Source organism: Pseudoalteromonas sp. T1lg75 (assembly GCF_002964705.1).
In the GTDB taxonomy this organism is placed as follows: Bacteria; Pseudomonadota; Gammaproteobacteria; order Enterobacterales; family Alteromonadaceae; genus Pseudoalteromonas.
The window spans coordinates 453435-466451 of the sequence record NZ_PQCD01000049.1 but is presented as its reverse complement, the minus strand read 5'-3'; the positions used below and the strand labels follow the sequence as shown (position 1 = coordinate 466451).

At 46.5% G+C, this 13017-nt stretch carries 11 protein-coding genes and 1 pseudogene; 2 read left to right on the top strand and 10 right to left on the bottom strand.

The features are described 5' to 3' along the window. Positions 1 to 2 precede the first annotated feature (2 nt). The gene (locus C2M36_RS12415) at positions 3 to 848 is read right to left on the bottom strand and encodes an HvfB family MNIO-type RiPP peptide maturase (protein ID WP_105255152.1); all 846 of its coding nucleotides are present in this window, start codon (positions 846 to 848) and stop codon (positions 3 to 5) included. A 79-nt stretch (positions 849 to 927) separates the two neighbouring features. Continuing rightward, a complete protein-coding gene (locus tag C2M36_RS12410) occupies positions 928 to 1449 on the bottom strand; it encodes an HvfA family oxazolone/thioamide-modified RiPP metallophore (protein WP_105255151.1) in 522 nt (173 codons plus the stop codon). A gap of 186 nt (positions 1450 to 1635) precedes the next feature. Between C2M36_RS12410 and C2M36_RS12405 the strand changes: the two genes are divergently transcribed. Beyond that, a complete protein-coding gene (locus tag C2M36_RS12405) occupies positions 1636 to 2595 on the top strand; it encodes a tRNA-dihydrouridine synthase (protein WP_105255150.1) in 960 nt (319 codons plus the stop codon). A 315-nt stretch (positions 2596 to 2910) separates the two neighbouring features. Further along, positions 2911 to 3267, top strand: a complete 357-nt coding sequence (locus C2M36_RS12400) for a TraR/DksA C4-type zinc finger protein (protein ID WP_105255149.1) — start codon at positions 2911 to 2913, stop codon at positions 3265 to 3267. Here C2M36_RS12400 and C2M36_RS12395 read toward each other — a convergent pair. The 8 genes and pseudogenes from C2M36_RS12395 to C2M36_RS12360 all read right to left on the bottom strand — a co-directional run bounded on the left by C2M36_RS12395 (position 3254) and on the right by C2M36_RS12360 (position 12890). After that, a complete protein-coding gene (locus C2M36_RS12395) occupies positions 3254 to 4234 on the bottom strand; it encodes a hypothetical protein (RefSeq protein ID WP_105255148.1) in 981 nt (326 codons plus the stop codon). The two genes, C2M36_RS12400 and C2M36_RS12395, sit on opposite strands and share 14 nt — an antisense overlap. 79 nt (positions 4235 to 4313) lie before the next feature. Continuing rightward, positions 4314 to 5579 (bottom strand): tetratricopeptide repeat protein, encoded by a 1266-nt coding sequence (locus C2M36_RS12390; protein WP_105255147.1) that lies wholly within the window; start codon positions 5577 to 5579, stop codon positions 4314 to 4316. A 13-nt stretch (positions 5580 to 5592) separates the two neighbouring features. Beyond that, on the bottom strand, positions 5593 to 6210 hold the full coding sequence (locus C2M36_RS12385) for an energy transducer TonB (protein ID WP_105190818.1): 618 nt from the start codon (positions 6208 to 6210) through the stop codon (positions 5593 to 5595). Then, positions 6210 to 6611 (bottom strand): ExbD/TolR family protein, encoded by a 402-nt coding sequence (locus C2M36_RS12380; protein ID WP_105255146.1) that lies wholly within the window; start codon positions 6609 to 6611, stop codon positions 6210 to 6212. The genes C2M36_RS12385 and C2M36_RS12380 overlap by 1 nt, the downstream gene beginning before the upstream one ends. 14 nt (positions 6612 to 6625) lie before the next feature. Continuing rightward, positions 6626 to 7150: a MotA/TolQ/ExbB proton channel family protein gene (locus C2M36_RS12375; RefSeq protein WP_105190820.1), complete on the bottom strand. Its 525-nt coding sequence runs from the start codon at positions 7148 to 7150 to the stop codon at positions 6626 to 6628. Then, positions 7150 to 8513: pseudogene (locus C2M36_RS12370) on the bottom strand (MotA/TolQ/ExbB proton channel family protein). Before C2M36_RS12370 ends, C2M36_RS12375 begins: the two are co-directional and overlap by 1 nt. A gap of 6 nt (positions 8514 to 8519) precedes the next feature. Further along, the gene (locus tag C2M36_RS12365; protein WP_105255145.1) at positions 8520 to 9290 is read right to left on the bottom strand and encodes a DUF3450 domain-containing protein; all 771 of its coding nucleotides are present in this window, start codon (positions 9288 to 9290) and stop codon (positions 8520 to 8522) included. Positions 9291 to 9971: 681 nt separating this feature from the next. Next, on the bottom strand, positions 9972 to 12890 hold the full coding sequence (locus tag C2M36_RS12360) for a TonB-dependent receptor domain-containing protein (RefSeq protein WP_105255144.1): 2919 nt from the start codon (positions 12888 to 12890) through the stop codon (positions 9972 to 9974). Positions 12891 to 13017 lie beyond the last annotated feature (127 nt).

Below are 13017 nucleotides of genomic sequence, written 5' to 3'. Positions count from 1 at the left end.
CTTTAGGCTCGCTGCTGATTAACTAAAAAAGGCTGTTGCAGCTCGGCTATGGTATCGAGCTCGGTTATTAACTGTGGCAAGGGCGGGATATTAAAATCACGCTCAAGCAAGGTTGGGTGCACGCCATGGCATTCATAGGCCTGCTGTAACAACTGCCACACTGGGTCTATCACATCGGCGCCATGAGTATCGACAATTAAATCGTCCGCTTCATTATAGTGACCGGCCACATGAATATAGGCGATCCGCTCGCTGGGCAGATCTCCGAGGAATGCACTGGCATCATAACCGTGGTTGACAGAGTTAACATAGATATTATTAACGTCGAGTAAGAGCTGACAATCGGCCGCCGCCAATACCTCCTTGGTAAACTCCAGTTCGGTCATTTCTTGTCCCGGAGCACCATAATAAGAGACATTTTCCATGATAAGCGGTCGCTCTAAAATATCCTGCACCTGGCGAATGCGCGCCGCGACATAATCAACCGAATCACCGGTGAAGGGAATGGGCATCAGATCATACATATGGCCGCCAGCGGAGCAATAACTTAAGTGCTCGCTGTACATTCGAATATTATGCTCATCAAAGAAGCGTTTCAGGGCTTTGATAAAATCGATGTCCAGAGGATCGGGCGAGCCTATCGATAAGGAAAGGCCATGACAAATAAAGGGGTGGCGCTCGGTCAAGGCTTTAAACTGTTTACCCAGCTTGCCACCAAAGGGTAACCAATTTTCAGGCGCCACTTCCATAAAGCCAATTTGCTCGGGAATATGGGTGAGCATATCGTCAACCATTTCGCGACGTAGCCCAAGGCCAACATTACCTATCTCTGTGGCACAGGTTTTCATCACGTACTCCTTAGGTATTCCTAAACACACAAGCCGCGTGTGACGGCGGCTTGCATAGGTTTTGACTCGGTCTCAATGCTTATGCGCTGTGGCCGCCACATTTACCTTCTTTCTCGGCTTTACCTTCACCGCATTTGCCTTCTTTCTCACCTTTTTTGGCTTTGCCTTCACCGCACTTGCCTTCGCCACACTTACCTTCTTTTTTGGCTTTGCCTTCACCGCATTTGCCTTCGCCACACTTACCTTCTTTTTTGGCTTTGCCTTCACCGCATTTGCCTTCGCCGCACTTACCTTCTTTTTTGGCTTTGCCTTCACCGCATTTGCCTTCGCCACACTTACCTTCTTTCTTGGCTTTACCTTCGCCGCACTTGCCTTCGCCGCACTTACCTTCTTTCTCGGCTTTTTTAGCTTCACCGCAGCGACCTTCTTTTTCGGTCTTACCTTCACCGCACTTACCTTCACCGGCGTCTAGCTGATAACCGGCTACCATTTCTTGCATTTCAAATGGATTAGCCTGGGCATCGGTAGCTGTCATTGCAGCACCACCGGCAACAACCGCGCCAAGGGTCAATGCAATTGAATTTTTCTTTAATGTGTTCATGCTCTTGCTCTCTCTGTGTTAGTAGCTGTCAAATTAAGTAGACCCGACCTTGCGGCGGATGCTTTCACTAATGCTAGATTATTTTTTTAATCAGATCACAGACTTAAATATGAACTGATAATGCTATTTTATCAATAGCCTAGTTCAGGTTAGAATACGCGGCCAAAATTTCCCATAAGGTCAAACATGAAACTTATCCTCGCACCCATGGAAGGCGTTGTAGATTTTAAAATGCGCCAGCTGCTGACCGACATTGGTGGCTTCGATCTATGTGTGACCGAGTTTGTTCGTGTCGTTAATCAACGTTTGCCGCGCCGCGTGTTTATGCGCTATTGCCCGGAACTACACAACGGTGGCTTTACCCGTTCGGGTACTCCCGTGCGTATCCAGTTACTTGGGCAAGACCCTCACTATTTAGCCGAAAACGCCGTCAAAGCCGTTGCCTTAGGCTCTCATGGGATTGATCTGAATTTTGGCTGTCCTGCGAAAACCGTGAATAAAAGTAAGGGTGGCGCCGTGCTTTTGAAAGAGCCGGAGCAAGTCTATCAAATCGTCAAGGCGGTGCGTGATGCCGTTGATAATGAGCATATTGTTACCGCTAAGGTCCGACTGGGATTTGACGATGACTCCTTAAGCAGCGAAATTTTCGATGCGGTGGCGCAAGCCAAAGCCGATGGTATTGCCATTCATGCACGCACCAAACGCGACGGCTACCGTCCGCCAGCCTACTGGGACAAGATTGCCCCTCTGCTGGCAAGAAATACAAATATGGAAGTGGTCGCCAACGGTGAAATTTGGGATCTTAATGATGCCCTTAACGCACGAGCGCAAAGCCAATGTCAGCATCTGATGCTGGGCCGCGGCGCCCTGGCTATGCCAGATTTAGCGGCCTGGATTAAAGCAGAAGATTCGGGGCAAACCCATCGCCACCTAAGCTGGCATGATGTTATCTATCATATCGTGCACTCGTCCATGCATGACGATGAGCAGATGTCGAAACGCTACTTCGCCAATCGCACAAAACAGTGGCTGGGTTATTTAAAACGCACCTATGGCCAGGCCGACGCCTTGTTCGAAGACATCCGCCGCCTGCATGATAAAGACGAAGTATTAGCTGTATTAAAACACCATAGTGAGCAAGCGTAATACCAATTATGTTAAGTATGTGATCAGAGATAGCGCTGGGTAAATGATGTGATAACAAGGCGAATTTTCCTTATGTAGTTACTCTACATAGGCGAGCAAGATCAAAGCAATGCTTCGCAGCTTAGCGAGGTGAGCGCATGGATGCGCGATGTAACCAAGCTTCATGGATGAATTTAACCGCAAGAATAAACAGATTAGCTACTTAAGTGAATTGGTATAACTCACTCTTTTTCGCCTTTAGTTGATCACGGTCATATCGACTCAGCCATTTACTGGCCACAATAATAGCTACCTAAGTTAACAGTGGACTGTGTCATGACCATCGAGACGCTCGACTTTGAATCGAAAGTAGAGGTGTTGCTTTCGCAAGTACGCGAAGAGCTATTAAACCGCCTGCGCTACTCCACCCTCAGCCATGAAAACGAGCTATATCAAACCTTGGCAGCACACCCGGAGTGGGACTGGGTGGCACACCTTCGCGATAAATCCGGACCCACTTACAAGGATTTGGTAGATAAGCTGGAACGCCTTGAGGCAACCCAGTGCCAATTTGATTTGGGGCTCTTCGGCTTTTGCAGCGATTGTGAAGAACCCATTGAGGCGGCACGTCTTGTGGAAGACGTCACCACCCAACGCTGCCAACAGTGCGAAATTCACCTCAAGGCGCGTTAACCGCATCAGCATAGATAAAACTCTGTCCTGGGTGGGCCAATACCTGCATCAAGATGCGCGTTGCCCCCCCAGCATCTATTCCTTTATTAGCCAAAGCCGTATAGGCAAACTGCTCACTCCACATTTGCGCATGTACACCCAGGTCAACTTCCATCCAAATCAGCGCCATATAGCGCTGAGACGGCGTTAACTGCTGTGCCTTAGCCCATCCCCTTAGGTCACCATAACTTTGCCGCCAATCCAGGTCTGGCATTATTTTAGCACCCTCATGCTCTGGCAATGGCTGTACGTTCAGCCCTTTAAGGCCCTTTTGCTCGCCTAGGATATGGGTGTACCACTGAATGGGAGAGCGTACCTGATTACTGTAATAATTAATCTTCGCTTGATACCACTGTGCGCCATTGGGCAACTGACCCAAACCCAGTTGATTACGCGGCATATAACGGCTTAAATACGTCTCCAAGCTAGCGATAGCACTGTTAAGCACCGGCACTGTGCTCTGTGTTTTAATCTGCCCTAGCTGAGCCTGTATGTGCGCCATTTCCACGGCATTGAGGTAAATCTTACTTTGCTGCCCTTGCTCTAAGGCCTGCTCAACAAAGCGCAGCCATTTTGCTAAGCCTTCTTGCCACAGAGGATCTTGAAAAAACGCCGAACTGGCATCAATTTTTGCCGCTAACGGCCAGGGCTGATAGCGACGCACAAAACGCTCTTCGGTGATCAGGTAATCCAGGGTTTGCGCTTGGTTAGGAGTTAACTGCGAACGTGCGATGGCATTATAAATATCGTGGCGTTGCTTCAGGTACTCCGGAGTGTAGGGCCAAGGCTGGCTGGCATCGCCCTTTTCGCCGCTGAGCCTGGCATTAAGCTGTTGTAAGGCCGCAATGGCTTGCTCAGAATTTAAATTCGGCGCATCGGAACACCCCGCCAAGAATACTAACGCCACGGATAAAATTCGCTTGATCATAATCTGCTCAACGCTGTTATTTAGTTTTTTAAATATAAAAAAAGCCCCAATTGGGGCTTTTTATGGTCACATGCTGTGATTAAAGACTTACGCCGTTACGCTGCGCCTTATCTTTAATAAAGGTCTTCCAGCTACGAGCAAACTTACGTGTGCTTGGATCTTCCGCTGCTTTGGAGATCGCTGCATACGCCTGCTTGTATTTCTCTTGCTGTAAGTAGGCTTCGGCTAGGTCTGAATAAATTTGACCTTTCTTATCAGAGCCCAAATCAAGCGCTTTGTTTAACAAGGCCACGGCCTTATCGAACTGTTGCTCTTGTAAACGCAATGAACCTGCTTTACGGAAAAGCTCGGCATCGTTATCAAACTTTGCTGCTTCTTCGTAGTACTTAGCCGCCGTCTTAATGTTTTTCGTATTATGATAGTAGCTGGCAATTGCCGTTACATTTGGCTTAGTGCGCTCAACCTTACCTTCATTAACCGCTTTTTCCATATGGAAACCGGCTTTATAAGGCACGCCAACGAACGAATATAGCTGGGCAAGTACCTTATAGTCTGTTTCAGACTCAAGGTAGCCGTTGTCGTATGCGATATCCATGATATTCAGACCTTTTGAATAGTCTTCTACCTGCATATAGAAACGACCTAGGTTAGTCCAAGACTTTTTGTCTTCGGGCCAACTTTTCACCATACGTTCGCCAACTTTAACTACGTTCGGAAAGTCTTTCGTCTCGTAGTAAGCACCCATAAGCAGCGAGAAAGGTGCCTTTTTAGGCTCTGACTTCGCATTTAGCTCAATGGCGCGCTCGGCTGGTTGCACAACGTCTTTAAACTGACCAAGCTCATAGTTAGCCTGCGCAATACGCGTGTACACCGTGGCATCTTCTTCACCAGTGAAGTCCATCCAGTCGATGTAGGCTTGCTTTGCTTCTTTGTACTTCTTGGTATTAGCCAACAAGTCACCAATCAGCTTCATTGCTTGTTCTTGGTCGTTGAAGTTAAGCACATCTGGCTTAACCGCATCGCGAATATGCTTGATCGCTAACTGATAGTTGTCTTTCTGAGCATACAACTGACCTAAGTAACGGTCTACTGTAGCCTTATCAAACTTATCAGAAGGATCCAACTCTTTCAGAATAGCAATGGCACCGTCGACATCTTCAGCTTCATAAAGCTCGAAAGCCTTAACCACTTTTTTACCGACGCGCTCGCCCATGACCTTAGTCTTGGCATTTTTGCGCTTTTCGATCTCCGCGTAGTTTGGCGCAGCCACCGCTGAGGTGCTGACTACGCCGCCCGATACGGAGATTAGCAGAGCGAGTGCAGTAACTTTCGATAGATTTTTCATCTCTACACTCTCCTTACTGGTCTTGGTTCAGTTTAAAGTCAAGCTGTACTGTGATGCCAGGCTGTTTTACCGGCTTGCCATCAACAACTTTTGGCTTGTACTTCCATTTACGCAGTGCACGCTTAGCTTCACGGTCGAAGATACGCTTAGGCTCGGCGTCGATTACCTCAACGTCCTCTACCCCGCCCACTTCGTTGATGGTGAATGAAAGTTGTACCCAACCTTCTTTACCATCACGTGCGGCTTGCACTGGGTATTTAGGTTCAATTCGCACAAGAGGTGTCGCATCACCATCTCGACCAAATGCACCTGGGCCACTTAATCCACCGGCAGAACCACCCACGTTAACACTTGGCATATTAAAGCCTAGTGCGCCAGCATCAGGGTTGCTGTTGTCTGGCTGTGGCGGCTGCGGTTTAGGCGGCTGCTTTGGCGGTGGAGGCGGCGGCGGCGGTACACGCTTACGCTCCTGCACCTTGGATTCAGGTGGATTCGTCATAATTTCGACAACGATCTTCTCTTTCTCGTTAGCGGCGCGTCCGTCTCCTCCGGAGATCAGATACGCCATGAAAAAGAATAAGCCGAAAGTAACTGCCCCACCTGCAATCAGTGAAAACAGAAAACGAATCATTACTTTTCTCCAGCGATGGATATCTTATCGATACCTGCAGCTTTAATTTGGTCCATTACCTTCACAACTACACCGTGCTTCGCATCTTTATCCGCTTGGATAATTACGATTTCGGTTGGTTGCTCTGCTAATAGACGTTCGATATTCGCAGCTACACGCTCAACATCTACCTGACGCTTATCCATCCAAATTTCACCGTTAGAGCGAATAGCGATGAAGATATTTGCATTTTTCTTCTTAGTCGCTTGCGCTGCTTCAGGTTTATTTACATCAATACCAGCTTCTTTAACGAACGATGTAGTTACGATAAAGAAGATCAGCATGATGAATACGATGTCTAGCATCGGCGTCATATCGACGGCTGCTTCTTCTTCTTCACGAAAACGTTGTTTACGTGCCATATTCAAATCTCTCTCTAGTGATGAGGCAAGCTATCAATCAGCTTTTCTTTAGCCATTTTCGCACGTGCTTCTAGACGTGTACTAAAGAATACACCTGATAGTGCCGCAACCATTCCAGCCATTGTTGGGATTGTTGCCATTGAAATACCTGATGCCATTAGTCGAGGGTTACCAGTACCTTGGGTAGCCATGGTTTCAAAAACCGCGATCATACCCGTTACAGTACCCAGTAGACCAATCAATGGACATACAGCTACCAATGTCTTAATCAACAACATGCGCTCATCTAATTTTTCAGACGCTTCAGAAATCCATGCATCGCGGATTCTGTGTGCGTACCAAGACGTAGTGTCTTGGCGGGCGTCCCACTTAGCTACGATTCCTTTTTTCATTTTCGGAAACTCAGCAAGTAGGAACCAATAGCGCTCAATCATTAAAACCCACATGAGGAAGAGTGCTATCGCGACCACGTATAAAACCTGGCCGCCTGTGCCAACAAAATCCCTGATAGATTCCCAAATCTCCATCAGGACTAGCATTAGGCTTTCTCCTTCTCCGCGTGAGCAGCGATGATACCAGCGCTTTGCTCATCAAGAATGTGGATAATTGATTTACTACGACCGGCAACAACAGCGTGTACTAGGATTAGCGGAAGTGCCGCGATTAGACCTAGGGCTGTAGTTACTAGAGCCATTGAGATTGAACCAGCCATGATCTTCGGATCACCTGTACCGAATAGCGTGATCTGCTGGAAGGTGTTGATCATACCAACAACGGTACCAAGTAGACCTAATAGTGGTGCGATAGCAGCCAAGATCTTGATGATGTTGATACCCATTTCGATGCGTGGCGTTTCACGTAGAATCGCTTCATCAAGCTTAAGCTCAAGGTTTTCAACGTCTTGGTTTTTGTTGTCTTGGTAAACTTTAAGGATACGACCAAGCGGGTTACCTTCAGAAGGTGCGCTGGTGTTCTTAAGTTGACTCTTGATCTTACCTGAAGTGATTGTTAGGTCTACTAGACGTACAATCGCGATTAGGAAACCAATCACTAGTAGAATAGCGATGATGTAACCTACTTCACCACCTTGGTGGAAACGCTCTTCAGGAGTCGCTTTCTGCGTGTTTAGACGCAGGATTGAACCACGAGTTGGGTCAACGTAGAAACCAGTGTACGCGTCTGCTGAAGTATTGATAAGTGACTTAGCAGTGTCTGTACGTAACCGTCTGGTTGACGACCTAGTGGTTGAATCGACTGAGTGTCGCCTGAGTAAATCAGGTAACCGTCGTCTGTGATAAGGTTGAAGTTACCGATACGAGTTACTTGCTTAGTAGACGTTGAACCGTCAAGCTCAGAAACTTCAGCTTCGAAAGAAGATACTTTCGCAGACTCGGTCATTTCAGTTTGTAGGGCAATCCAAAGCTCTTCTAGTTCACGCGTAGTTGGTAGCTCTTTAGCCGCCGCTAGTGAACGAAGGATTTCAGCACGTCCAGGCTTTTCAGCACTTACTAGTGATGCTTCGATTGAACCAATTGTTTCTTGTGCCGCACGACGTACAACACCGAACATCTCACCTAGGGTACCTTTTGCATTTTCAAGTGCAGTTTCTTTTTCCGCTAGGGTGATTTCGTTTTGTGCGTATTCTTTTTGCAGACGCTCACCGCGTGCTTTTTCAGCCGCTAGTTCACGCTTTGCAGTGTTTAGCATAGCTTGCTGGTCAGCACGAGCCGCTAGGAACTCTTGCTCACGTTGCTTGTTTAGCTTGCCTTCAGAGATACGCTCTTTCTTTACTTGCTCAAGGATTTGGTCAAGTACTTGCGTGTTTGCGTGGGCATTAAGCGCAGCACCGGCAGAAACAGATAGTACTGCTGCAACAGCAAAACCTTTGAATAGTTTCTTCATTATCGATTACTCCGCGCCGAAGATTGGTAGTTTAACAAGATCCGGAGCCGCTTGCTTACGGGCCATACGGATTGTCTCTTTGATAGGCTTCAAAAATTCATCGCCTAACGCTTCCCATTGCTTAGTAGTGTTGTTCCACACCCAAGCACTCTTCTGGTCAAATGACTGCGCTACATAGGCAATACGACCAAGACGCGCGAAGTCTACAGAGATATCACGACCGTCAATGTTTAGGGTGCCCTGGTTAGCAACCATAGTCGTGCTGTAGTCTTTCTCTACCATGTAAGCTTCAAGAACCTGACGGAACTTCTCAGAAGTTGTTACAGAAGCGCTAGTCATGATGTCGCGTAGTTTTTCAATACGCTCCATACGCTCTTCAGTATCAAACGGAACGTCCGCTTTGATGAATTGCTCAAGCGTATCGATCATGCGATACATCAAAGGCACAACGTTTTGTTTCGTTTTATCGATACCAGCGATCTGACGCTCCAAAGACTCGATTTGTGAGTTTTGGTCATCAACAAGGCGCTGAACGTGGTCGTTATAGACCTTCATGATTTCTGTTTCATCTACAGTAGAGCGGTAATCGGCGATTAGCTCTTGAGTTTGACCGTAGATGTTGTCGATTTTAGTTTGAGACTTTTTAGCAGCCGTTTGAATTGTTGCACCAGCTTTGTGCAAGTCATTCAACGGATCTGCCATCACATTGTTGCTTGCAAGTGCAGCTGCGCCAACCAACGCAGAAGCTACAAGACTCTTTCTGATTTTAACAGACATAGTTCCCAACCAATTAAGTAATGTTACTTTTTGAATTTTTATCGGCTCACTCTAAATGAGCCAACCTAGGTATCTTTCTAGTGATACCAACTTGCCAATAATGCTAAAAGGTTCCGGTGCTGTCAACTTGATGTTCATCGCAATTTTCCTTGCGTTCGTCTGAATTTCCCATATGAAACATAAAATTAACACGCAACCCATCTATACGCCCCAAAATGCCTAGCCCCATCTAGGTTTTGGAAATAAAAAGTTAATTTTTATGACGTTAAAATTGAATGAAATTTCAAATTTGAATTGGCCTTAATAAGGCAAAATACCTACTTAAGATTTCCAATGCCCTATACTAAGCCACCCCTATCTCACCAAAATTGTCACCTGTCCTCTACTTCTAGGTGTGATTTAAAAACGAATAAAAATACACCACGGGGCAATAGGATTGTAGTTCATACCCAGCGAGCCTGCCGTTAGATAAGTGTTAATTTTTGCTTGTTCTATTAGCTAAAATCCTGCGCTAAAGCGCTAAGATGGGCTTACTGTCTATATTAAGAGGTGGTAGGTGTGATTGTTGCGTGCTTAAACACGGCGTTTGGCCAGGGATTTCAGTAATTTTTGTAGGAATTTAGCCATATAAAATACAAAAGGGCCCAGATGGGCCCTTCAAAGGTTCAAATATCTAACTGCTTAGAATTTTTGAGATAGACGTAGGAACCAGCTACGACCGAATAGACGGTAGTTACTTTCATCCGTATTACCATTGAACGCAGGCTCAATGTAAGGAGGAAGCTCGTCTGTAAGGTTAGTGATACCTACAGCAACAGAGGTCTTAGTCTCGAAGTTGTAAGTAGCTGTTAGGTCGTGATACGCGAACGAATCAACTGTGTACTTAGCTAATGGGCTGTTCGGATCTTCAGGATTTACAGGAGTTGTACCCCAGTAAAGAAGCTCGTCGTACTCAGTACCATCGATGTAGTTCATTGTGTACGCAAGGTTCAAGTTATCAAGCGTGTAAGACACGTTTAGGTTAACTTTGTTTGTTGCGTAAGTTGTATCGTTCTCGAAACGACCATTTAGGTCTTTCATCTTGAACTCAAACTCAGATGAATCATAAACCTGGTTCTCACGCTCTAGGAAGTGAGTCCAGCTTAGTACTGAGTTCCAAGAACCACCTAGTGCTTCAAACGCGTAGCTTGCTTCAAAGTCGATACCTTTCGCAGTCATGCGGCTAAGGTTAGTTGCTTGCGCGCTTAGTAGCGAGATTTCACCGTTTGTACGCTCGATGTTACCACATAGTGACTCGATACCACCTAGGTAACAACCGCGAAGTGAATCGTTTGCACCTACGCCGTCGATTACGTCTTCAATTTCGATCGCCCAGTAGTCAACTGTGATACCAAGGCCTTCAACAAACTCAGGAGACCAAGCTACACCGAAAGTAAGGGTATCGCCTTCTTCAGGTTGAAGATCTGGGTTACCACCTACTTTAGCTAGCTGCTGAGCATCGGTGTTTGCACTACCGCCGGCAGGAACGCCGTCAGCTGTACAGTAACCTTGTTGAGTCGGCGTTAACGCATCCCAGTTTTGGAAGCTACATGGATCCGTTGCTGACGGGAACGAATCATTCTGCGGGCCGTATAGTGAGCCGATACCAGGTGCACGGAATACAGTACCGTAAGTACCACGAAGTAGGATGTCATCATTCGCTTTCCACTCAAGACCTAACTGATAAGTAGTCTTTGAACCGAATGCGCTGAAGTCATCGTAACGAATACCAACTGGCATTTCTACGCGCTCTGCGAACGGTAGGCCTTCAAGTAGAGGTACGCGGAATTCAGTGAACAAGCTGTGTACATCGAAATCACCGATAGTACCTTTACTCTTGTTACCAGTTACTTCACCCATGAACTTACCAGAGTCAACTTGGCTCTCTAGTTCTTCTTTACGGTATTCATAACCGAAACCACCAGAAACAACACCCGCTGGAAGCTGGAAGAAGTCACCGCCAACGAAACCTGTTAGGGTTTGGATTGTGTAGTTTGAAGAATCAACAAGTGGTGCAGTTACGTAATCAAGCATTTCTTGAGTTACTGAACCAGGACCACCGAATACGTTCATAGATACACAGTTTGCGATAGGCGCATCTGGAGTACCACACACGATGTTACCGTCGCCATCCATGAATGATGGACCCATGGCTTTCGCTAGGTTAGGACCGAATAGCTGACCGAAGTCTGTGCTAATAGTTTGGCTATAACCATAGTTGTAGTTTACGTCGTAGTACCAACCGTCACCGAAGTCACCTTCGATACCGATAACTTGTTGGAAACGAGCGATGTCTTGTTCAAAGCTACGACCACCTTCTAGCATACGACGACGAGAACGCTCAACGTCAACACCGAATGGGTTATAGTAGTTGTCTTTAGACACACCGTTGAAATCAACCATTACCGGATTACCGTTGTCATCAAGAACAGGGTTACCATCGGCATCTAGCTTCTCGTAAGAACCGCTGTACGCAGGGTCATAACGAGTGTCGTAAGGTACGGCTGCTAGTTCTTGGCGTGAAGTACGCTTGTTAATACGCGTCTCGGTGTACATACGCGTATCTTCGTTAAGCTCGAAACCACCTTCGACGAAGAAGTTAAGCTTTTTATAAGGAGTTTGTAAGTAGTTTACAGGCGCGTAGTTGTAGGTATCGTTGTTTGGACCACCGCCAACAAATGGACGCATGTCGTCAGCTGTTGCGATGCCGCCGTCACAAGTACCGTTTGTGAAGCTGCCTGAAGTGTTAGCTAGGTAGAAGTTACCACAAGGTACTGAACCAGAGCCTACTGTGATAACGTTAGCGTCATCACCTGTACCAATTAAGCCGTTCTGACGGAAAGATTCTTCCGCTGCTGAACCCCAAACCTGCCATGGGAAGTTGAAGAAATCTACTTCATCAACGTCACCTTGGTAAACTTCGTCTTGGTTTACATAGTCAACACCAACTACGATGTTACCAGCGTCGAATTCTTTACCAGCAACAAGGCTGAAGCCGTGTTGTTTGTTTTCAGAAACGTCAAACGAGTTAGAAACCTGTGCTTTAAATTCAACACCTTCGAAATCGTTACGGGTGATGATGTTAACTACACCGGCTACCGCGTCTGCACCGTAAGTTGCAGATGCACCGTCTTTAAGTACTTCGATACGGTCGATCATAGACGCAGGGATACCCTGGAAGTCTGAAGAAACAGGACGACGGCCGTTTACAAGTACTAGAGTACGTGATGAACCTAGACCACGAAGCTCAACGAAAGTACCACCGTTACCACCGTTGTTGGTGGTAGTCATAGCTGGCGAACCAGACATTACTGCGCTTGACTGAAGGAATTGACCAACGTCTTGGATACCTTGGTTTTCAAGCTGAACTGAGTCGATAACAGTAACTGGTGAAGCAGTTTCTAGGTCGGTACGCTTAATACGTGAACCGGTTACTTCAATACGCTCTACTTCTTCAGCACCTTCTTCAGCAGCCATAGCTGAAGCTGAAAGGCCAGCTGTTGAAGCAGCACCGAAAACTAGTGCTAAGCGCACTGATTTTGCAATTTTGCTGTTTAACATTGGATTCTCCCTGGGTCACATTGGCATGTGACTAATTATTTTTTGTTGTGAACAACTTATTATGAAATGTAACAATTTACACTCACTAGGGAGATACTAAACAATTTAAGAAATACTGGTCAACAGC

Excerpts from the sequence above, each read along its gene's own strand:
- C2M36_RS12415 (WP_105255152.1), bottom strand. The coding sequence starts at position 848 with ATGAAAACCTGTGCCACAGAGATAGGTAATGTTGGCCTTGGGCTACGT.
- C2M36_RS12405 (WP_105255150.1), top strand. The coding sequence starts at position 1,636 with ATGAAACTTATCCTCGCACCCATGGAAGGCGTTGTAGATTTTAAAATG.
- C2M36_RS12365 (WP_105255145.1), bottom strand. The coding sequence starts at position 9,290 with ATGTCTGTTAAAATCAGAAAGAGTCTTGTAGCTTCTGCGTTGGTTGGC.
- C2M36_RS12380 (WP_105255146.1), bottom strand. The coding sequence starts at position 6,611 with ATGGCACGTAAACAACGTTTTCGTGAAGAAGAAGAAGCAGCCGTCGAT.
- C2M36_RS12375 (WP_105190820.1), bottom strand. The coding sequence starts at position 7,150 with ATGCTAGTCCTGATGGAGATTTGGGAATCTATCAGGGATTTTGTTGGC.
- C2M36_RS12410 (WP_105255151.1), bottom strand. The coding sequence starts at position 1,449 with ATGAACACATTAAAGAAAAATTCAATTGCATTGACCCTTGGCGCGGTT.
- C2M36_RS12395 (WP_105255148.1), bottom strand. The coding sequence starts at position 4,234 with ATGATCAAGCGAATTTTATCCGTGGCGTTAGTATTCTTGGCGGGGTGT.
- C2M36_RS12360 (WP_105255144.1), bottom strand. The coding sequence starts at position 12,890 with ATGTTAAACAGCAAAATTGCAAAATCAGTGCGCTTAGCACTAGTTTTC.
- C2M36_RS12385 (WP_105190818.1), bottom strand. The coding sequence starts at position 6,210 with ATGATTCGTTTTCTGTTTTCACTGATTGCAGGTGGGGCAGTTACTTTC.
- C2M36_RS12400 (WP_105255149.1), top strand. The coding sequence starts at position 2,911 with ATGACCATCGAGACGCTCGACTTTGAATCGAAAGTAGAGGTGTTGCTT.
- C2M36_RS12390 (WP_105255147.1), bottom strand. The coding sequence starts at position 5,579 with ATGAAAAATCTATCGAAAGTTACTGCACTCGCTCTGCTAATCTCCGTA.